Below are 18,453 nucleotides of genomic sequence, written 5' to 3'. Positions count from 1 at the left end.
AGCCCTCCATCCACCCCGTGCGGAGCGCACACCATGGATTTCAATCTTCTGCTCGACACCGACAGCTACAAAGGCAGCCACTGGCTCCAATACCCCCCCGATCTCACCGCCATGGGGGCCTACCTGGAGAGCCGCGGCGGCGAGAACCCCGACACGCTGTTTTTCGGGTTGCAGATGCTGCTGCAGACCACTTTGGAGCGGCCCGTCAGTCAAAACGATGTCGAGGAGGCCGCCGACCTCTGGACCGCCCACGGCCTGCCGTTCAACCGTGAGGGCTGGCAGCGCCTGGTCAGCGTCCACGGCGGCCGCCTGCCCCTGCGGATCCGGGCCGTCCCCGAGGGCAGCCGGGTTCCCACCGGCAACGTGCTGATGACGGTGGAGTCCACCGATCCAGCCCTGGCCTGGCTGGTCACCTGGGTGGAGACCCTGCTGCTGCGCCTCTGGTACCCCACCACCGTGGCCACCCGCAGCTGGCACTTCCGGGAGCTGCTGCGCTCAGCCCTGGAGCGCTCCGCCAACGACCCGGTCGCCGAACTCCCCTTCCGCCTGCACGACTTCGGCTCCCGCGGCGTCTCGAGCCACGAGAGCGCCGCCATCGGCGGCCTGGCGCACCTGGTGGCCTTCCGCGGCACCGACACCGTCGCCGCCCTGGTGGCGAGCCGGCGCCACTACGACTGCCCGATGGCCGGCTTCTCGATTCCCGCCGCCGAGCACTCCACGATCCTGGCCTGGGGGCAGGAGCACGAGCTGGAGGCCTACCGGACCATGTTCGACCGCTTTGCCAGGCCAGGTGCCGTGCTGGCGGTGGTCTCTGATTCCTACGACCTCTGGAACGCCGTCGACCATCTCTGGGGCGAGCTGCTGCGGGATCAGGTGATCGCCTCGGGCGCCACCGTGGTGATCCGGCCCGATTCGGGCGATCCTGTGGCGATCGTGCCGGAACTGCTGCGGCGCCTGGAGGCCCGCTTCGGCAGCCGGCTCAACGGCAAGGGCTACCGGGTGCTGGAGCACGTGCGTGTGATCCAGGGGGATGGCATCACCGCCACCAGCCTGCCGCTGGTGCTCGAAGCGATCCTGGCGGCGGGCTTCAGCGTCGAGAACGTGGCCTTCGGCATGGGTGGCGGCCTGCTGCAGCAGGTGAACCGGGACAGCCAGCGCTTCGCCTACAAGCTGTCGTGGGTGGAGCGGGCCGGCCGGATCCGGCCAGTGCACAAGAGCCCCGTCACCGATCCCGCCAAGACCAGCAAGGCCGGCGTGCTCGACCTGATCCGGGACGAACGGGGCTATCGGACGGTGGTGCTGGAGCGACCGGTGCCCCATCCGGCCAGCTGCCTCCAGACCGTGTTCGAGAACGGGGCGCTGCGGCGGCGCTGCAGCCTCGAGGAGGTACGGGCCAGGGCGATGCAAGGCTGAGCGGCTGCCCCTGGGATCCCCGCGCCCATGACCGGCCACCGGCTGCCGCCATCACTGCTGATCGCGCTGATCCTGCTGGGCCTGGGGCTGCCTGGGCCCACATGGGCAGAACCGGCCTTCCAAGCCACGGTGCTCTCGGTCGGTGATGGCGACACCCTGCGGGTGCGCAGCGGCCAGCAGCGGATCACGATCCGGCTGGCCTGCATCGATGCCCCCGAGATGGCCCAGAGTCCCTACGGCCGGCAGGCGCAGCAGGCCCTCCAGAGGCGCCTGGCCGGAGGACGGCCGGTGACGATCCAGCCCAGGAGCACCGACCGTTTCGGGCGCATCGTGGCCGAAACGGTCGGTGACACCACCATCAACCTGGCTCTGGTGGAGGACGGCTTGGCCTTCGCCTTCCGCCGCTACCTCGGCAGCTGCAACGCGGCGGCCTACCTGGAGGCCGAGGAGCGGGCCCGGCGCCAGCGGCTCGGAGTGTGGCGGGTGCCGGGGGGCCTCACCAGGCCCTGGGACTTCCGCCGCACGCGCCGCTCGACCCTGATCCCCAATGGCAACACCTAGGGTCTGGGAGCCACGCTGTGGCTGCGATGTTCCCTCCCGAAGCCACGGCCTGGCAGTCCCTTTCGGGGCCCGAATGCCTGCGCCGGCTCGGGGTCGACGCAGAGGGCCTGAGCGAGGCCGTTGCGGCCGATCGCCTGGCCAGCGAAGGTCCCAACCGGCTGGCGCTACCACCGGGCCCGGGCCGCTGGCGCCTCCTGCTGGATCAGTTCAGCAACGTGATGCTGGTCCTGCTGCTGGCGGTGGCGGCCGTCTCCGCTGGCCTGGCGATGCTGAACCACGCCGTCCCCAAGGACGCGATCGCCATCCTGCTGATCGTGGCCCTCACCGCCCTGCTGGGCTACCTGCAGGAGAGCCAGGCGCTGCTGGCCCTGCGCAGCCTGCTGAACCTGGCCCAGCCCCTGGCCCGCGTTCGGCGAGACGGACACTGGCAGCGCCTCCCCAGTGACCAGCTGGTACCGGGGGACGTGATCCGCCTCGAAAGCGGCGATCGGGTGCCCGCCGATGCGCGGCTGCTGGAGGGCAGCGAACTGGGGCTGCAGGAGGCGGCCCTCACCGGCGAGGCCGAACTGGTGAGCAAGCGCCCCGAACCACCGCTGGCGGCGGACACGCCCTTGGTGGAGCGCAGCAACTGCCTGTTCCTCGGCAGCGAGGTGGGGCGAGGGCGGGGGCAGGCTGTCGTGACCGCCACGGGCATGGCCACCGAGCTGGGCGGCATCGCCACCCTGATCCATACCGCCCGCCCCGAGCCGACGCCCCTGCAGAAACGGCTGGCGGACCTCTCTGGCCAGCTGGTGGCCTGGGCCCTGGGGCTGGTGGCGGCGGTGGTGCTGGGCGGCTGGCTGCTGGGCGGATCTCCCCTGGCCCTGCTGGAGCTGGCCCTCTCCACCGCTGTGGCGATCGTGCCGGAGGGGCTGCCGGCCGTGATCACGGTGAGCCTGGCGATCGGCACCCAGCGGATGGTGCGGCGGGCCGCCCTGATCCGCCATCTGCCGGCGGTGGAGGCCCTGGGCGCCATCACCGTCATCTGCACCGACAAGACCGGCACCCTCACCCAGAACCGCCAGGTGGTGGTCGAGATTCGCTGCGGCACCCAGGCCCTGGACCTGGGCGAGAACGGTTTCGAAGTCCGGGATCTGGTGCCACCGCCGGGGGCTGAAACCGGGCTCGCCCCGGGCCAAGGAGATTTGCTGCTGCTGCTGGCCGGCGTGCTCTGCAACGACGCTGAACCGGGACAGGGGGGAGGGATGGGGGATCCCACCGAGGTCGCGCTTTTGGAAGCCGCCGCCCGGGCGGGCCTGGAGGCAGCCAGCCTGCGTGCGAAGCACCCCCGCACGGCGGAGAGTCCCTTTCGCGCCGAGCGCCAGCGGATGGCGGTGTGGGTGAGCGATCCCGACGGGCACCTGACGGCACCCCTGGGCTCACCCCCCCTGGGCTCCTCCCCTGCGGACGCTTCCCAGCTGCTGATCGTCAAGGGAGCTCCGGAGGCGATCCTGCGCGACTGCGATCGCTGGCTCGATGGCGCGGGGGCACGGAGCCTCACACCGGTCCAGCGGGACTGGTGGCTGGCGGAAGCCCGCGGGCTGGCTTCCTGTGGCCTGCGGGTGCTGGCCTTCGCCTGCGGCCCGCAGCACCAGGGCCCGGAAGCCGGGATGGAAACCCTGGTCCTGCTCGGCCTGATGGCCCAGCGCGATCCGCCCCGGCCGGAAGTCCCAGGCGCCGTGGCCCGCTGCCATGGGGCCGGCATCCGGCCGGTGATGGTCACCGGCGACCATCCCCTGACGGCGCGCGCGATCAGCACGGCCATCGGCCTGGCGGAACCGGATAGCCCGATCGCGCAGGGTCCTGAGCTGGAGGGCCTCGACGACGGGGAACTCGAAGCGGTCGTGCGACGCACCAGCCTCTTCGCCCGGGTGCTGCCGGAGCAGAAGCTCCGCATCGTGCGGGCGCTGCAGGCCACGGGCGCGGTTGTGGCCATGACCGGTGACGGGGTCAACGACGCCCCTGCCCTGCGCCAGGCCCACGTTGGGGTGGCCATGGGCATCAGCGGCTCGGACGTGAGCCGGGAGGCGGCCGATGTGGTGCTGCTCGACGACAACTTCGCCTCGATTGTCAACGCCGTGGAGGAGGGTCGGCAGGTGTACGCGAACATCCGCCGCTTCGTGCGCTTCATCCTTGGCTGCAACCTGGGCGAACTGATCACCATCGGCTCGGCGCCGCTGCTGGGTCTGGCCCTGACGCCCCTGCAGATCCTCTGGATCAACCTGGTGACCGATGGCCTGCCGGCCCTGGCCCTGGCCCTGGGTCCTCCGGCGGAGGATCTGATGCATCAGCCGCCGATCGAACCCGGTGAATCGCTCTTCGCCCGCGGGCTGGGCAGCGCCATCCTGCGCGCCGGGCTGGTGTTCGGGGCCCTGGTGGTGGCGTTGATGGCGGTGGCGGCCCGCCTCGGACTTCCCTGGCAGACGATGGCCTTCACCACCCTCTGCCTGGCCCAGCTGGGCCATGCCCTCTCGGCCGGCAGCGACCGGCCGCTGTGGCGCACCCCTCCCCTGGCGAACCCCTGGCTGCTGGGCGCGGTGCTGGCCACCGCCACCCTGCAGCTGCTGCTTCTCTACGTGGCGCCGATGGCCCGCTTCCTCGGCGTCACCGCCCTTTCAGCCGGCGAGCTGGCGGCCTGCGGCGGAGTGAGCCTGGCGTTCGTGGCCTACCTGGAACTGGAGAAGGGGCGTGCCCTGGGCCTGCGCCATGCTGGGCGCTCACCCCACCCCCCCACCAGCGCATGAGCCTCGATCAGGCGCGCTCCTTCCTGGCCCGCATGCAGGACGATGCGGCTCTGCGCAGCGAGGTGCTGGCCGCCGCCACCGCGGACGATGTGGCCCAGATCGCCGCCGGCAGGGGCTTCGACTTCTCAGGTGATGAGCTGCTGCGGCTCTCCGGGAAGAAGGTCGGCCGGGTCACGGTGACCAAGCAGGACATTCCCGGTGAATACAACTGAGGGGCCTCATCGAGCGCTGGTGGCGGCAACGGCGTCGGGGAGCAGGCTCCTGCCACTGAGGGGGCGTGGCGGTGCCTCCCCGAGCAGCGCCAGGATGGTCGGCACGACATCAAAGGTGCTGCGCAGGCCAAGATCTCCGGGGGCCAGTTGCTGCGAGCGCAGCAGGAGCATTCCGTGGGTGCCGGTGTGCCCCCCGGTGCGGCGATAGGGGAGCGGTCCGAGGGTTCCGTGCCGGGGATGGCTGAGGGCCAGGGCGCCTCGCCAGATGATGACCAGATCGGATTCGGTGGGCCCCAAGCTGCGCGGATCCCGCCCCTGCGCCGGCAGCTCCACGGCCTGCACGATGCCGTCTCCGCTGCGAGGGTCGCGGCACTCCTGCAACAGGGCGACCAGCTCGTCGCACACCGCCCCGTAGTCCTGAGGCTGCACCAGACCATGGGATTCGCGACCAACCAGATTGATCCGGATCCTGCCGTCGTAGAAGGACGGCAGCGCAAAGGCGCGCATCGACGACCAGAACGGCTGGTAGCGGGTCGCCGGCATCCACTCCAGGGTCAGGATCTCCGGTTGCCTCCCCTGGCTGGAAGGCTGGAAACGACTGGGTAGCCAGGAGCGCAGTCGGCGCACTATCCGGTGCCCCAGCAGCGGAGAGGGGGCCGTTGGGGTCGGGATCAGACTCCGCATGGCGGCGTGCCAGTTGTCCTCCGGTGCAAGCATCGGCAGGCCATCGGGGGCTCCCGACCAGTCGGGCCTCTCCCCCATCAGTGGTGTGCCGAAGGCCTCTCTGTGGAGAAGCTCACTGAGCAGGGCCATGCTGAGCACGTCCGAGTGGTTCGGGCCCATGCCGCCGGTGGAGAAGGCGACCACGACGGCTTCGGGGAAAGCAGCGAGGAATCGCCCCACCAGCTGGTCCACCGCCTGGTACACCTGGCGCAGTCCCTCTCCAGCCGGGGACGCGGAACGGTGGTCCCGCAGAGGATGGCCGGGATCGACGCCATGCCACAGGCCCTCGATGGCCGAATGGAGCTCGCTCACGACCACCACACCCAGCTCCCAGTCGGGACAGCGCTGCTGGAGCAGCCAGAGGCTGGCGTCCGCTCGGCGCTGCACGGCCTCAACCAGGCCGGTGGCCATGCGCCGGCAACGGTCAGGGCAGGGCCAGGGCAGGCCGTAGATGTGTTCCTTGGCCGGATAGGTGCCGAACCGGTCCACCATCTCGCCGAACAGGGCCGCCGGACGGGACGACGGGGCAATGCCCGGATCGTGGGCGCCCCAGCCGACCAGACCCTGGACCTGATCGGCGCGCTTCAGGTCGAAGTAGGGGGTATCGAACACCACCGTGCGTGCCTTCAGGCCGTGTGGGAATGGGGTGAGGACCGTTCCCTCCTGCCACACCCGGTAAGTTGCCGGATCGAAGCCAACGGCTGACCAGCGCCCTGCATCCTCGGGAGAAAGGCCCGAGGCCACGTGCTCCCAGGCCAGCCCCGTGCGCTGGGCAGGGCCATGGTCGAGCAGGGCATGGGCGGCGCTGACCCGCAGCGCCGCCAGGGCAGGCAGCTCGCCGGCCGCCATCATCGCGTCGCCAAGGGTGTTTTCGTAGCCATCGAGGCCGAGCACCAGCACCTTGCTCCTGGCCATCCCCGACATCGGCGACAAGACCCCATCATCGCGCGATGGAGCCGATGGGAACAAACACTGGCGCCAGCCCTGAGGACCGACTCCCCTCGGTTCAGGCCACCGCCAAGCGCCGCCACTGGCTGCGCAGCTTGTGCGGCACCGGCAGGGGCCGGTAGTCCCGGGGATCACTGGGGCCGTGACGCAGCACGGCATTGACCAGCAGGGCGGGGATACGGCCCCGGTTGATGGCGCCGTGGGGCACTCCCGGCGGAATGCGGACCCAGAGGCCCTCGTCCTCCCGCAGCGAGATGCGGCGCAGCTGGCGGTTCTGCAGCACCACCAGATCGATCGATCCACGCAGCACGAGCAGCTGATCGGTCTGGAAGCGGTGGCGGAACAGTTCAAAGGAGTCGCCGCTGCCGATCTCGGCGATCAGGGTTTCATCGCTGGCGCGGGGGGCGGAGAAGACGGCCTCCCCATGCAGCGAGCGCTCCATGGGGAGGAGTTCGACGGTGCGGGACAGGGCCATGACAATCGCAGCAATATGGTTAACTTTCGCGACCATTTTCCTGGGAAATCGTCGTATCGGCTACCGACAAGTGGAGGTGTCAGGATTTACTGGCGCTGCCTTAAGCAGAGCCTTCAGCGAAGCGCCGGTTCACCTCGTTCCAGTTCACCAACGACCACCAGGCGGCGATGTAGTCAGGTCGGCGGTTTTGATAGTTGAGGTAGTAGGCGTGCTCCCACACATCCAGACCCAGCAGGGGCAGGCCCGGCTCGATCCCGGGCAGGTCCATCAGCGGGTTGTCCTGGTTGGCAGTGCTGGTGATCGCCAGGGCCCCATCGGGCTGGCGGATCAGCCAGGCCCAGCCCGAACCGAAGCGGCTGGTCGCCGCCTGGGCGAAGCGCTGCTGCAGGGCCTCGGGCGACCCAAAGGCCGTGCTGATTGCCGCTTCCAGCTCCGGGGACGGGGCACCGCCCTGCCCGGGCGGTGCCATCACCCGCCAGAAGAGGGAGTGGTTGTAATGGCCGCCGCCGTTGTTGCGGACCGCTGCCGGGTATTGAGAGATCCGGCCCTGCAGGTCCTCCAGCGACACCCGCTCAAGCTCGGGATGGTCCGCGATCTGGGCGTTGAGATTGGCCACATAGGCGCCATGGTGGCGGTCGTGGTGGATGTTCATCGTGGTGGCATCGATTGAGGGTGCCAGGGCCTCGGCCGAGTAGGGCAACGGCGGCAGCACGTAGGCCGCCAACGCCGGCCGCGCACCGGCAGCGAACACCGTCAGAGCCACCAATACGGCGAGGCCGTAGGCCCTCAGGCCACGGAGAAACGTCAACGGAGCCATGGGGCAGGCTGGGAGCATCAGCCCCGGTTCTAACCGTCCCTGCCATCCAGAGCCCCCATGAAGCGATGGATGGCCTGGATTCAGTCCGAGCGCCAATCCAGCCAGGGCAGACCAGGAAGAATGGCCGGAGTCGTGGCGCGATAGACGGCGTACTCCGGATGGAGGCTGCAGAGGCGGGACTCCTCCCGGCGCGCCTTGAACCCCAGCACCACGACCAGCCCCAGCAGCAGGACCAGATGCAGCAGGCTGCCCAGGGCCAGGGTGACACCCAGCGAGCAGAGGATCAGCGACTGGTAAAGCGGATGGCGGCAGCGTCCGTAGGCACCGGTGGTCACCAGGGCGGCCTCGGGCATCGGTTCAGGCAGGGGGCTGAGGCTCGCACCCAGGTTCAGGGCGCCCTGGCCGGCCAGCACCAGACCCAGGCCGAACAGCGCCAGACCACCGAGGCGCAGGGAAAGCGGCCAGTGCAGGCCCAGCGAGACGGGGGAGGGGGTGGCCGGCAGCAGATGGGCCAGAATCAAGGCCATCTGGGCGATCAGCCACCATTCCCCACGGCGGTTGTCGCGCAACCCCGCCCAGGAAAACCCCCAGGCGCTGAGCCTTTCGGCCAGGACATTCGGCATGGTGACCTCGCGGTTCGGCGTCCACCTCCATGCTGGGCCGGAATCAGCGTCAGGCGCGAAGCAAGTCCTCCACCACCGGATCGAGAGCCGCCGGATGGCGCAGCAGCTGCTGGTGGCTCCAGACAGGCAGCATCCGCCGCGGCCCGATCGGCAGGACCCCATGCCAGCCCGGCAGCACCATCAGATCGGTGGCGGTGCCGTAGCTGCTGCAGTCGATCCCCTGCAGGGTGGTGAGGTCGGCGTTGAGCTGGCGCAGCAGTGCACTGCCCAGCTTGAGATCAGCAACACCGGCCAGCAGCGGGCGGGGCCAGGGCTGGGCCGTCAAGGTGCCCTGCTGGGGGCTGCCGAGGCTGAGGAAGCGGCGGGTGCGGACATGGCCGCCCATCAGCTGGATCCAGGTGCGAGCGATGACGCCGCCCATGGAAAAGCCGAGAATGTCGATTGTCTCGCTGCCACCAAACGCCGCCTCAATGTGACCGGCGAGCCGCTGGGCCGAGGTCTGGATCGGTGCGATGCCGAAGCGCAGTGGCAGCGCGGGCAGTAACAGAGGCTCGCGTCTGCCAGCCAAGCGACGCTCCAGTCGCTCAAACACCCTGGGGGTGTCGAACAGCCCGTGAACCAGCACCAGCGGGGGCCGCGTGGAGGTTTCCCGGCCTGAAGCCATGGCGATGGTGAGCATCACCCCGCCATCTTCGGATGGGGTGAATCAGGCGACTCGGGCTGAGCGAACCATGGCGGAGCCCCATCCGGAAGGACGGCCTTGGTCATCACTCTGTTGGATTGCCTTTCGCCCGGCTGAGCCCGCCATGGCTCTGGGTCAGCGGAGGGCGTGGGTGGGGGTTGAAAGCCTTGTCGTGGGGTTGGCTGGTGCTTGGACACAGCCGGCTGTCGGTTGTCAGGAGGGCCTCCTTCAGGGGGGCTCCAGGCTGACGGGTCAGATATCGACGTTCGGGGCGAGCGGGCCAGGAAGGCTTACTTGATCAGGGGAGCGGCAGACTTATCCAGGGGATGGATGGTGGTGCTGGTTGTATGGGAGGGCGGCGTAACGCCCGCGGAGGAGTCCGCTTTGGACTCGGGGAAAGGAATCACCAGCATCGAAACCAGAAAAGCTGCTCCGCTGATGGCCGCCACTGCCAACTGGGCGACTGGGCTTACAGGATCCATGGCCGTCATTTCACTGCCCCTTAAGAGTACACCAAGTTATCGCTCATGGCCCAGCAGTCGCTGCGGTGCTGCTGCAGCCCTGCCGCGATCGGCCAGTCCGGTCAGGATCTAAACGCAGACAGGACTTTGAGGCGTCGACGGTCTCCACCCACTCGCCCCAGCCCCTGCGCCGAGAGGCCCCCTGGCCAGCCCGTAGACCGCAGATAAACTGAGAAAGAGAGGAAAACTTGGATGAACCGCCCCAGATGAACCGCCCAAGAGGATGAATCGCTACGACGCGCTGGCGGACCTGTGGCGACTGCAGAGCAGCAGGACTGACGAGCTCCAGGAAACCCTCCGCACCCATTCCTATCTGCTGCTCACCGAGCTGGCGACGGAGCTGGGGGTGGAGGCGAAAACCTGGAAGGAACAGAAGAATCCCTTCCATCGCCGCTATGTGGAGTACCGGCTCTCCCCCTTTCCGGGCTTGGAAGGGGAAACGCGGATCGACCGCTACACCCCCAAAGGCGAGCTGGAGTTCGCCTTTGTCCTGACCTTCGACCATGGCGAAGATCACTTCCCGAAGACCCGTTTCCTGCTGCCCCTGGCCACCCGCCTCTACAGGCAGCATCCCCAGTACTGCCTGTGGGACCCCCTCCAGGCAGCTCCGCTGGATGGCTTTCTCTGGGTGGCCACCCGACCCGCCGTCATCCAGGACATCCTCGCCGTCCTGGATCGGGAGCTGGCGATCGATCCCTTCGAAGGGCCACCCTTACCACCAAGGCTTGCTTGCCTCTGATCGACGGCAGCGCTCTGCGGAGCCAGCCTTCAGGCCAGCACCGGGAAACACCCCCTCAGGCCACTGACGAGCATCTGTACAGCGATGGCACTCAGCAGCAGGCCCATCAAGCGGCTGATCACCTTTTCCTGCAGCTCCCCGAGGGCCTGACGCAGGGGCATCGAGGCGATCAGCAACACATAAATGACGATGGCCAGCAGGCCGATCACGGCACTGAGGGCCGCCTTGCCCTGCCAGGCCGCAGGGGCATCGGCCACCACCAGGGAAATGGCCCCGGGGCCCGCCAGCAGGGGCAGGCCGATCGGCACCACGCCGGCGCTGTCCTCGGTGCCGTCGAGCGAGCCATGGCTCACTTCGCGCCCATCGATCAGGCGCAGCCCGATGGGCAGCAGGATCAGCCCCCCACCCACCCGGAACGCCTCCAACGTGATGCCAAACAGATCGAGCAGGGCCTGGCCCCACCAGCAGGCGGCGATCAGGGCCGAGAGAAAGGTGAGCACCGCCAGTCGGCTGATCCGGCGGATGCGGACGGGATTGCCCCGCCCCGCCTGCACCACCACCGGCAGCAGGCCGATGGGCGAGCTGATCGCCAGCAGACCGACAGCCGTATTGATCAGGGACATGGCGGCCCCGGGGACTCCGGGAAATCGATGACCATCATCGGAGCCGCGGGCGCACCGCCACGCCGGACACATCCGGTCATCACCCCGTGGCCCCGGCCCCATTGCGCCGCAGGCGAGCGCCGATTGACTGGCAGGGCCCTTGACGCTGGACCCATGATCGTCACGCGAGCCCGGCTGCGGTGGCGCGCCATCCAGGCCTCCCCGCTGCTCCTGGCCCTGCTGCATCCCGCCCCGGCGGCGGCCACCACCTATCAGGCCCTCTGCGGCAACAACCCCTGCAGCATCAACCTCGACGCCAACGGCATCGGGAACAGGAACAGCTTCATTCCCGTCGGCAGGATCGCCCGCTGGTACGCCGGCGGACAGGAGACCTACGACAGCACCAACGGCACCGTGGGAGCCGTGGGTGGCGGCACCGCCGGGGCCATCGCCGGTGGCCTGCTGCTGGGCCCGATCGGCCTGGTGGGGGGCATGGTGGGCGGTGCCCTGGCCGGATCCAAGGCCGGCAAAACCGCCGATCTCCACTTTTCCGTGGTGGGCTACGACAGCGCCGGCGACAAGACGACGCTCAATTTCCGCTTCGTGAATCCCAGGCCTGCCAACCAGCTGAAGCAGGAACTGGCGGTGCTGACAGGCCTGGCCATGGGCGAAACCCGCTCTCTGGCTGAACTGCAACGGCAGCGGGATGGCCTGCCGCAGCGCCTCGGCAGTGGACCGTCACCCCAGGCGATTCCCTCCCAGTCCTACGGGGCGCCCTCCCGTTACCGCTGAGCCTCGACGGCCAGCCGATCCAGCGCCTGCTGCATGGTGTGGGTCACCTGCTGGTAGCACTGCTGCACATAGGCCCGATCGCGGCTGGCGGCATGGCCGCTGCGCTCGAAGCGGATCGGCGGGCACACCCGCGTGCGAATCCGCACCGGCAGGGGCAGGTTGAGCAGGGGTCCCAGGGCCAGGCCCCAGGGGAGACCCAGATAGAGGGGCATCACCTCAGGATCAATGCCAAAGAGCCAGGGCATGCCCCGCTCGTGCAGGGCCCGGAACAGGGGGTAGAAATCCTCCAGCACCACCAGCGTGTCGTGGGCGCCCCAAGAGATCACCGGGACGATCGGCAGTCCGTGCCAGATCGCCAGGCGCAGAAAGCCGGTGCGACCGGCGAAGTGGATGCGGCCCCGGTCCCGGTGGGGGCGGAAGGTGTCCTGCCCGCCGCCGGGATACACCAGCAGGCTGTTCCCCTCCTCCAGGGCCGCCAGGGCCAGGCGCGGGTGGAACGGGATGGCGCCGGTGCGGGAGGCCAGATCCGCCAACGGCGGGTAGCCCAGCCAGACCTTCGGATGCGCCAGCCCCAGCACCCGGCGCTCCAGGCCAAAACGCCGAAACCAGTCGTACATGACCATGTGCATGTCGGGCGCCGCCAGGCCGCCGTTGTGGGTGCCCACGAACAGCACCGGATCAGCCTCAGGGATGTGCTCCCAGCCATCGGTGACAACACGGAAGTAGTGCTGGTACAACCACCCCCAGAAGGGCATCAGCCTCTGGATCAACTGCGGATCCCGGCGTTGCCAGCGGTGCAGCGCGGCCTGGCGGGACACGGGCATGGGCGAAAGGAGGGAGGCATGGAGTCTGGTCACCCGACGGGCTCCGGCGGGCGGACCCGACCCCTTGGCCGCTCTTTCTAGGCTCGATGAGCGCCTGAAACCTCCCCAACCCGCGCACGATCGCCCCCTTGCGACCCATGGCCGAACTCACCCTGCTGTTCGATGGCGGCTGCCCCCTGTGCCTGCGGGAGGTGAAGATCCTGCGCCGCCGCGATGGCAGCGCGGGCCGCCTGGCCTTCGTGGATGTGGACGACCTCACCTACGATCCGGTCCGCTATGGCGGCATCACCTATGCCGACGCCATGGGCCGCATGCACGCCCTGCGCGCCGACGGCAGCGTGATCCGGGATGTGGAAGTGTTCCGCCAGGCCTATGGGCTGGTTGGGCTCGGCTGGCTATATGCGCCCACCCGCTGGCCCCTGCTGCGGCCGTTGGTGGACGGTTTGTACGGACTCTGGGCCCGGTGGCGGCTGGCCGTCACTGGCCGGCCGGCCCTCGAAGTGCTCTGCCAAGGCCGCTGCAATCTCTCAACAACGGCCAAGACACAGACGCTAGGGGCCTCCTGAAGGGCCGCGTCAGGCGGTTCTGGAAGAACAGCCATCACACCGCTGTGAGAAGAACGATTTGGGGTCTTCACTCTTCACGGCGACTTGCTGAAACACAGGCAGAAACTGGCGCGGATTGGATTTCTGCGCCATCCAATCACCGGGGCTTATCGGGAGGATTGGCAATGCTGCCCGATGGTCCTACCCATAGGCGGCAACTGGTCATTAACGTTCCCGGACTCGAACGCGAGCCTCTCCGGAGGTTCTGGTCAAACAGCAGAACTTTGACGCCATGACTTCCCACGTGCCATGACGATCGCCATGCCCGCGCGTCCGCTTCGCCTGAACCTCCGCTCCGATGGTCATCTGCCGGCCGACATCAGCTGGCGCATCGATGATGGCTACATCCGCGCCAACACCTGGAACGTGGAAGGGGAATCCATTACCCTCGGAATCTGGGGACCCGGAGATCTGATCACCCCCACCGGTTGTGGAATAAAGCCTTACGAACTCATCTCCCTGGCCCGGGTGTCTGTCGTGGAGCACCAACCAAGCGAGAGCGATGTTCTCGATTTTCTACGCGACCAGTTCATCCAAACCACCGAGCTGCTGCAGATTCACCGTGTCAGGCCCGCCGAGGCACGCCTGCTGCGCCTGCTGCACTGGATAGGCAATCGCTTCGGGCGGATCAGCAGCAGTGGCACCACCCTCTCCCTGGAGGACATGAACCTGACCCATCGCCACCTGGCCGACATCGCCGGGATGACCCGGGTCACGGTCACCAAGGCGCTGACTCGCTTCCGGAGCCAGGGTCTGGTGGTGAGGGTCAGTGAGGCTGATCTGCTGGTACCGCGCATCGACGGCCTGGGTATCAGCCCCGCACCCTTCGGTAGCGCTTCCATTCCCTTCCTGAGAACGCTGAGCCAGGAGCCCCCTGCCCACCGGAAGGCCGGCTTTCTGACCCCCTGACGCTTGGCTCCGGAATCCGGTCATCAGGCCAGGGCCCAAGCCGTTGCCTTTCTGTCAGGATGCGGCCCCGACCCGGGGGGAGCACATTTGGCCCAGGCTGCTTCGTCCCTGGCACCGCTGGCCCTCGTGCTTGCCACGGCGATCGCTCTGCCGCCTGCGGCAGTGGCCTTGGAGCAGATCGAACTGAAACTGCCTTTGGTGGAAACCACCTTCACGATCCAGCTGGCTGAACTGAGCGACCCCCGCGCCCTGCTGACGGGGAACAGCGACCTGGCCGAGCTCGACCAGGCCACCGGCGGCGCCATCGGACAGCGGATGGTGGAGCTGTTCAACACCCCCCTGCCGCTTCAGGCCCTTGATGTGGCCCGCCAGGTGGTCCCCTCCCCCCTGGCCCAGCAGGCGCTGCTGCTGCTCTCCTCCCTCGGGGGAGTCGATGGGCTGCCCGCCGATGTGTCCAGTGAGACCGTGCTGCAGGTGCTCGACCGGGCCGCCGGGCGGGGCGCCCTGACGATGCTGGGGGTTCTCCAGGCCGTGCCTGGCCGCACGGCCACGGTGGATGTCGGCGAAGGCCTGCTTCTGCTCCAGCGCCTGAATGGCCAGCTGCTGTCGGCCAACCGGCTGCTGGAGGGGGAGACCCCGGCGGCGGTGGATCCCGGCCTCGCCGGCCCTGGTCCCCTGGTCGTGCAACGGGACACCTTGAACCTGCCGGTGACCTACCGGCCTCTGCCCCTGGAGGTGGTGGTGATCCGTCCGTCCCAGCAGGCCTCCGGCCGGCTGGTGGCCATCTCCCATGGCCTCTGGGATGGGCCGGAGAGCTTCGAGGGCTGGGGACGGCATCTGGCCAGCCACGGCTACACCGTGTTGCTGCCCCGTCACCCCGGCAGCGATCGGACCCAGCAGCAGGCGATGCTCTCCGGCAAGGTGCCCCCGCCTGGTCCAGCGGAGCTGCGCCTGAGGCCCCTCGACATCTCCGCCCTGATCGATGCGGCCGCGGCGGGGCAACTGGCGCTGCCAGCCGCGGTGGACTCCCGTTCCGTGGTGGTGCTGGGCCACTCCTGGGGAGCCACCACGGCCCTTCAGCTGGCGGGCGCCCGTCCCCGTTCCCAGCTCCTCCAGAAGCGCTGCAACAATCTGCAGGACCCCCAGCGCAACCTCAGCTGGGTGCTGCAGTGCAGCTTCCTCGGCGCCACCGACCAGGCGGCCCTGGCCGACCCGCGGGTGAAAGCGGTGGTGGCGGTGAGTCCGCCGATGGCGCTCCTGTTCGATGCCGAGGCCGCCCCTGTGTTTCAAGGTCGGGTGCTGCTGGTGAGCGGCAGCCGCGACTGGGTGGTGCCTCCCGGCCCTGAAGCCATCGCTCCGATGGCCCGCATCGCCCGTCTCGGGGATGCCGGCCACCGACTTGTGCTGGTGGGCGGAGGGGACCACTTCAATCTGGGCTCCCGCTACGACCAGGGCGGCGGCCCCCTGCGGGGATTGCTGCTGGGCTGGGTGAACGGGGCCTTCGCCGCGGGCCCCGATGTCGGACCAGGCTCGGTGGCCCCGGCCCTGCTGCCCTCGAATGGCTGGGGGGATCGCGATCTGTCCCTCAGCGATGTGAGCGACCGGCTGCCGAGTTGGAACCCCTGAGCCGGCAGGGCCCAGCATCTGAACCACACTTGTGCCCCATGGTTCCAGCCTCTGATTGATGTCGCCTCGGCCTTCCCTTCCGCCATCAGCCCGCGCCTGGGGCGCAGCCGGGCTGGCTGGCCTGCTGACCCTGGCCACCCCATCGGCGCGGGCGGCCGAGCAAGTGGTGTTCGTCAGCGGAGCCTTCCGACGCTCGATCCCCGTTGCCGACCTGGAACGGCTGGCCCGAACGGGGGAGGCCGTGGGTCTGCTGGGGGATGCCCTGCGCCTTGGCGGCAAAGACCCCGCCGAGGTCGGCAAGCTGCTGAACCACCGGGTGCCCCTGCCACTGGTGCTGACCACGCGACTGTTGAGCACAGGGTTCGGTGAGAACGCCCTGGAGAAGCTGTCCGTGATCGTTTACCCCCTGAAGGCGCCGAGGGTGGGGATGGTGGCCCTGCGTTCAGCGACGATCCTCGGACTTCAGACCGGCTCGGGGAGCCTGTCGGCCGTGGGATTCCTGCGGGCCTATCCCAACGAGGGAGTGGCGATCAACCTGCCGGCGCTGCAGTCGGCCCTGGCGGGGCTCAGCGGCATGGGCAACGTCCTCAAGGAGTTCCTCGAATCGGACCTGGGATCCAACCTCGAGCGGGTGAAGCCTCCCGGGGCGCCGGTCAAGCCCTGAGGAGGGTCCCAGCCCGGTGGGACGGCCAGCGCGGAGGCCAGGGCCGCTGCTCTTACGCTGCAGAGTGCTTCCGTCGATCGATCCGCCGTGACCCATCGCCTCTCCCCATTCGCCGGCGCCTGCAGCCTGGCGACCCTGGCCCTGCTGCCTCTGGCGGCGCCGGCGCAGGCGGCCCCGGTGTGCACCTTCCTGGCCCCCATCGGCGCCAACAGCACCAGTCCGGTGGTGGCGAAGTCGGTGGGTCCAGGCAAGGCCATCGGCAGGACCAACTGGAACACCGACTTCATCGTCGACCAGCCCTACAGCAGCTACAAATTCTTCTTCACGGCCAATTCCTCCGACGCCAATGCCCAGTACCCCGTGGAGGGGTACATGAAGTTCACCGACGGCAGCAATCTCCAGGTGATCAACCAGACCATGAATCCACCCATCGGGACCGGCAGGATGTTCGGCCCCTTTCCCGCCATTCCGGGCAAGGCGGCCAGCCAGATGAATTTCAAGGTGGGCGCCAGCAACGACCCTGGGTCCCTGGGGTTCAGCTACCGCATCTCGGTGCAGGGTTGCCGCTAAGCGACCAGGGCCATCGAAGCCTCGGATTCCTGCAGAGCCAGCCGCTTCAGGATCGCCACCAGGGCCCCCAGCTGGGGGCCCTCCAGGTGGAACAGACCCTGTTCGGCACTGGTCTGGAAGCCACGGGCCGCCAACACCTCGTGAACGGCCTCACAGATCGCCCGGGCCTGGAGCTCGGATTCGACGGCACACAGCTGCACCGATTCAGACAGGCCGCCGGGAGTGTTGGGGCTGGGCTTGATGTCCAGCCGGTACCAGCGCCGTCCATCCGGGATCGCCTGGGCCGTGAGATGCAGGAAGCGGTGACAGGCGACGAGGCGTCGGTCCACAGCCCGTCCCAGCAACAACGCCAGGTCACCATCGTGGTCGTCGCCAAGGCCGATCTGGGCATGGAAGGCGGCTTCCAGGCGCTGTTGCTCGGCATCGGTGGCTTCCCTCAGGCCGCGGCACGCTTCGGAGCGGAGGTGATCCTGCCAGCCATGGGCCACGAACACCGGCAGCAGACTGATGTCATCAGCGTCGAAGGCCCGCACCAGGTTGCTCGGCAGGGTCGCGGCGCTGCCGTCAGGGGCATGGCGGAGCAACCATTCCTGCAGGGCCGTCGCTGGTTCCGCCATGTCGTCAACCTATTTCTCAACTTTCATTAACCCTAGCTTCATTCTGGCCCTTCGCCACTTTCGAGGAGCCACAGGGCCAGGCCACCACCGCGGCCCCGGGCCGCCAGCCACCCGAGGGACTCCCCCGCCCAGGGCAGCCCCACGGCAGGCGCTGGGTGTTCGGCGGCAATCAGGGCGAAGAACGGTCGGCGCAGCGGATCAGGGGGGGGCAGGGCACGCTGGATCAGCACCCGTCCACCCAGCAGCAGCAGCAGCCGATCGAAACTGAAGACGAGCAGGGGACGGCGGCCCTGCAGCCGACCAAGGCCTTCGAAACGCAACTCGAGGGCACCGAGGCGCACGCTGTTAACCATCCGCAACCCCTCAGCGCCTGCGGCCTCCTGGTCTGGCGAGAGTTGCAGTCGGGCCGCCAATCCCCGCAAAAGGGTGGCACCGATCGCGGCCGGCCTGAGGCTCCCTTTGCTCCAGACGCGCTCCAGTCGCCAGGAGCCCATCAGCGCAGCCTGGCTGAGACCACTGCCCTCCTGGCGGCAGCGTCGTTCACGCTCCAGCAACTGCTGGGCATCGGGGATCACGGCAGAACGGCTCCAGCAGAAGGACACCAACGGTAGGGAGGGCCAGCCGCCAAACGCCCGGACCCCGTCGCAATCTCCAGCTGCTATTGAGAATCGCTTGCAAAAGGGGCCCTTAGGCGTCTAGGTTGCGAGCAGTTCGCAATAAGGGCGCCCCTCTCCGATGCGCTACCGC

General features: G+C 68.6%; 20 protein-coding genes. 11 read left to right on the top strand and 9 right to left on the bottom strand.

Annotated elements, in window-relative coordinates; genetic code table 11:
- Positions 1-33: 33 nt before the first annotated feature.
- From KBY95_RS09965 to KBY95_RS09950, 4 genes are read left to right on the top strand one after another with little or no spacing between them, the layout of a single operon-like run.
- Positions 34-1,413 (top strand): nicotinate phosphoribosyltransferase, encoded by a 1,380-nt coding sequence (locus KBY95_RS09965; protein WP_254964845.1) that lies wholly within the window; start codon positions 34-36, stop codon positions 1,411-1,413.
- A gap of 27 nt (positions 1,414-1,440) precedes the next feature.
- Entirely contained in the window at positions 1,441-1,974 is a 534-nt protein-coding gene (locus tag KBY95_RS09960; RefSeq protein WP_254964844.1) for a thermonuclease family protein, read from the top strand.
- A 26-nt stretch (positions 1,975-2,000) separates the two neighbouring features.
- Positions 2,001-4,757, top strand: coding sequence for a cation-transporting P-type ATPase (locus KBY95_RS09955; protein WP_254964843.1), 2,757 nt, complete (start codon positions 2,001-2,003; stop codon positions 4,755-4,757).
- Positions 4,754-4,969 carry a Nif11-like leader peptide family natural product precursor gene (locus KBY95_RS09950; RefSeq protein WP_254964842.1) on the top strand — a complete coding sequence of 72 codons (216 nt, stop codon included), beginning with the start codon at positions 4,754-4,756 and terminating at the stop codon, positions 4,967-4,969. Before KBY95_RS09955 ends, KBY95_RS09950 begins: the two co-directional genes overlap by 4 nt.
- Before the next feature lie 6 nt (positions 4,970-4,975).
- Here KBY95_RS09950 and KBY95_RS09945 read toward each other — a convergent pair whose 3' ends face one another.
- From KBY95_RS09945 to KBY95_RS09925, 5 genes are all read right to left on the bottom strand, one after another.
- Positions 4,976-6,607 (bottom strand): alkaline phosphatase family protein, encoded by a 1,632-nt coding sequence (locus KBY95_RS09945; protein ID WP_254964841.1) that lies wholly within the window; start codon positions 6,605-6,607, stop codon positions 4,976-4,978.
- 91 nt (positions 6,608-6,698) lie between these two features.
- Positions 6,699-7,115, bottom strand: coding sequence for a cupin domain-containing protein (locus KBY95_RS09940; RefSeq protein WP_254964840.1), 417 nt, complete (start codon positions 7,113-7,115; stop codon positions 6,699-6,701).
- 100 nt (positions 7,116-7,215) lie between these two features.
- Positions 7,216-7,932: a superoxide dismutase gene (locus KBY95_RS09935; protein WP_315858910.1), complete on the bottom strand. Its 717-nt coding sequence runs from the start codon at positions 7,930-7,932 to the stop codon at positions 7,216-7,218.
- An 80-nt stretch (positions 7,933-8,012) separates the two neighbouring features.
- A complete protein-coding gene (locus tag KBY95_RS09930; protein WP_254964839.1) occupies positions 8,013-8,555 on the bottom strand; it encodes an isoprenylcysteine carboxylmethyltransferase family protein in 543 nt (180 codons plus the stop codon).
- Positions 8,556-8,604: 49 nt separating this feature from the next.
- The gene (locus KBY95_RS09925) at positions 8,605-9,219 is read right to left on the bottom strand and encodes a triacylglycerol lipase (RefSeq protein WP_254964838.1); all 615 of its coding nucleotides are present in this window, start codon (positions 9,217-9,219) and stop codon (positions 8,605-8,607) included.
- A 762-nt stretch (positions 9,220-9,981) separates the two neighbouring features.
- On the opposite strand from KBY95_RS09925, the gene KBY95_RS09920 reads away from it, so the two are divergent.
- Entirely contained in the window at positions 9,982-10,497 is a 516-nt protein-coding gene (locus KBY95_RS09920) for a hypothetical protein (RefSeq protein WP_254964837.1), read from the top strand.
- Positions 10,498-10,526: 29 nt separating this feature from the next.
- Here KBY95_RS09920 and KBY95_RS09915 read toward each other — a convergent pair whose 3' ends face one another.
- Positions 10,527-11,120, bottom strand: a complete 594-nt coding sequence (locus tag KBY95_RS09915) for a MarC family protein (RefSeq protein WP_254964835.1) — start codon at positions 11,118-11,120, stop codon at positions 10,527-10,529.
- A gap of 153 nt (positions 11,121-11,273) precedes the next feature.
- Here KBY95_RS09915 and KBY95_RS09910 point away from each other — a divergent pair, with 153 nt between their 5' ends.
- Positions 11,274-11,891 (top strand): hypothetical protein, encoded by a 618-nt coding sequence (locus KBY95_RS09910; protein WP_254964834.1) that lies wholly within the window; start codon positions 11,274-11,276, stop codon positions 11,889-11,891.
- On the opposite strand, the gene KBY95_RS09905 is transcribed toward KBY95_RS09910, so the two are convergent.
- Positions 11,882-12,715 carry a lysophospholipid acyltransferase family protein gene (locus KBY95_RS09905; protein ID WP_254964833.1) on the bottom strand — a complete coding sequence of 278 codons (834 nt, stop codon included), beginning with the start codon at positions 12,713-12,715 and terminating at the stop codon, positions 11,882-11,884. The two genes, KBY95_RS09910 and KBY95_RS09905, sit on opposite strands and share 10 nt — an antisense overlap.
- A gap of 137 nt (positions 12,716-12,852) precedes the next feature.
- On the opposite strand from KBY95_RS09905, the gene KBY95_RS09900 reads away from it, so the two are divergent.
- From KBY95_RS09900 to KBY95_RS09880, 5 genes are all read left to right on the top strand, one after another.
- On the top strand, positions 12,853-13,281 hold the full coding sequence (locus KBY95_RS09900; RefSeq protein WP_254964831.1) for a thiol-disulfide oxidoreductase DCC family protein: 429 nt from the start codon (positions 12,853-12,855) through the stop codon (positions 13,279-13,281).
- Positions 13,282-13,581: 300 nt separating this feature from the next.
- Complete coding sequence (locus KBY95_RS09895) at positions 13,582-14,229, top strand: Crp/Fnr family transcriptional regulator (protein WP_254964830.1); 648 nt, start codon at positions 13,582-13,584, stop codon at positions 14,227-14,229.
- A gap of 87 nt (positions 14,230-14,316) precedes the next feature.
- Positions 14,317-15,855, top strand: coding sequence for an alpha/beta fold hydrolase (locus KBY95_RS09890; RefSeq protein WP_254964829.1), 1,539 nt, complete (start codon positions 14,317-14,319; stop codon positions 15,853-15,855).
- 58 nt (positions 15,856-15,913) lie between these two features.
- Positions 15,914-16,519, top strand: coding sequence for an alpha/beta hydrolase (locus KBY95_RS09885; RefSeq protein ID WP_254964828.1), 606 nt, complete (start codon positions 15,914-15,916; stop codon positions 16,517-16,519).
- Positions 16,520-16,606: 87 nt separating this feature from the next.
- Entirely contained in the window at positions 16,607-17,089 is a 483-nt protein-coding gene (locus KBY95_RS09880; protein WP_396095013.1) for a hypothetical protein, read from the top strand.
- On the opposite strand, the gene KBY95_RS09875 is transcribed toward KBY95_RS09880, so the two are convergent.
- Together KBY95_RS09875 and KBY95_RS09870 are read right to left on the bottom strand one after the other, a co-directional pair.
- Complete coding sequence (locus KBY95_RS09875) at positions 17,086-17,706, bottom strand: hypothetical protein (protein ID WP_254964827.1); 621 nt, start codon at positions 17,704-17,706, stop codon at positions 17,086-17,088. The genes KBY95_RS09880 and KBY95_RS09875 overlap by 4 nt on opposite strands.
- A gap of 38 nt (positions 17,707-17,744) precedes the next feature.
- Positions 17,745-18,308, bottom strand: coding sequence for a hypothetical protein (locus tag KBY95_RS09870; protein ID WP_315858913.1), 564 nt, complete (start codon positions 18,306-18,308; stop codon positions 17,745-17,747).
- Positions 18,309-18,453: the final 145 nt, after the last annotated feature.

Origin of the sequence: Cyanobium sp. Aljojuca 7A6 (assembly GCF_024346455.1) — a bacterium.
Classification (GTDB): domain Bacteria; phylum Cyanobacteriota; class Cyanobacteriia; order PCC-6307; family Cyanobiaceae; genus Cyanobium.
The sequence above is the reverse complement of the archived record's forward strand: the minus strand, read 5'-3'. Positions and strand labels throughout refer to the sequence as shown.

Coding starts and splice junctions, on each gene's coding strand:
- KBY95_RS09965 (WP_254964845.1), top strand. CDS start 34: ATGGATTTCAATCTTCTGCTCGACACCGACAGCTACAAAGGCAGCCAC.
- KBY95_RS09960 (WP_254964844.1), top strand. CDS start 1,441: ATGACCGGCCACCGGCTGCCGCCATCACTGCTGATCGCGCTGATCCTG.
- KBY95_RS09955 (WP_254964843.1), top strand. CDS start 2,001: ATGTTCCCTCCCGAAGCCACGGCCTGGCAGTCCCTTTCGGGGCCCGAA.
- KBY95_RS09950 (WP_254964842.1), top strand. CDS start 4,754: ATGAGCCTCGATCAGGCGCGCTCCTTCCTGGCCCGCATGCAGGACGAT.
- KBY95_RS09945 (WP_254964841.1), bottom strand. CDS start 6,607: ATGGCCAGGAGCAAGGTGCTGGTGCTCGGCCTCGATGGCTACGAAAAC.
- KBY95_RS09940 (WP_254964840.1), bottom strand. CDS start 7,115: ATGGCCCTGTCCCGCACCGTCGAACTCCTCCCCATGGAGCGCTCGCTG.
- KBY95_RS09935 (WP_315858910.1), bottom strand. CDS start 7,932: ATGGCTCCGTTGACGTTTCTCCGTGGCCTGAGGGCCTACGGCCTCGCC.
- KBY95_RS09930 (WP_254964839.1), bottom strand. CDS start 8,555: ATGCCGAATGTCCTGGCCGAAAGGCTCAGCGCCTGGGGGTTTTCCTGG.
- KBY95_RS09925 (WP_254964838.1), bottom strand. CDS start 9,219: ATGGCTTCAGGCCGGGAAACCTCCACGCGGCCCCCGCTGGTGCTGGTT.
- KBY95_RS09920 (WP_254964837.1), top strand. CDS start 9,982: ATGAATCGCTACGACGCGCTGGCGGACCTGTGGCGACTGCAGAGCAGC.
- KBY95_RS09915 (WP_254964835.1), bottom strand. CDS start 11,120: ATGTCCCTGATCAATACGGCTGTCGGTCTGCTGGCGATCAGCTCGCCC.
- KBY95_RS09910 (WP_254964834.1), top strand. CDS start 11,274: ATGATCGTCACGCGAGCCCGGCTGCGGTGGCGCGCCATCCAGGCCTCC.
- KBY95_RS09905 (WP_254964833.1), bottom strand. CDS start 12,715: ATGCCCGTGTCCCGCCAGGCCGCGCTGCACCGCTGGCAACGCCGGGAT.
- KBY95_RS09900 (WP_254964831.1), top strand. CDS start 12,853: ATGGCCGAACTCACCCTGCTGTTCGATGGCGGCTGCCCCCTGTGCCTG.
- KBY95_RS09895 (WP_254964830.1), top strand. CDS start 13,582: ATGCCCGCGCGTCCGCTTCGCCTGAACCTCCGCTCCGATGGTCATCTG.
- KBY95_RS09885 (WP_254964828.1), top strand. CDS start 15,914: ATGTCGCCTCGGCCTTCCCTTCCGCCATCAGCCCGCGCCTGGGGCGCA.
- KBY95_RS09875 (WP_254964827.1), bottom strand. CDS start 17,706: ATGGCGGAACCAGCGACGGCCCTGCAGGAATGGTTGCTCCGCCATGCC.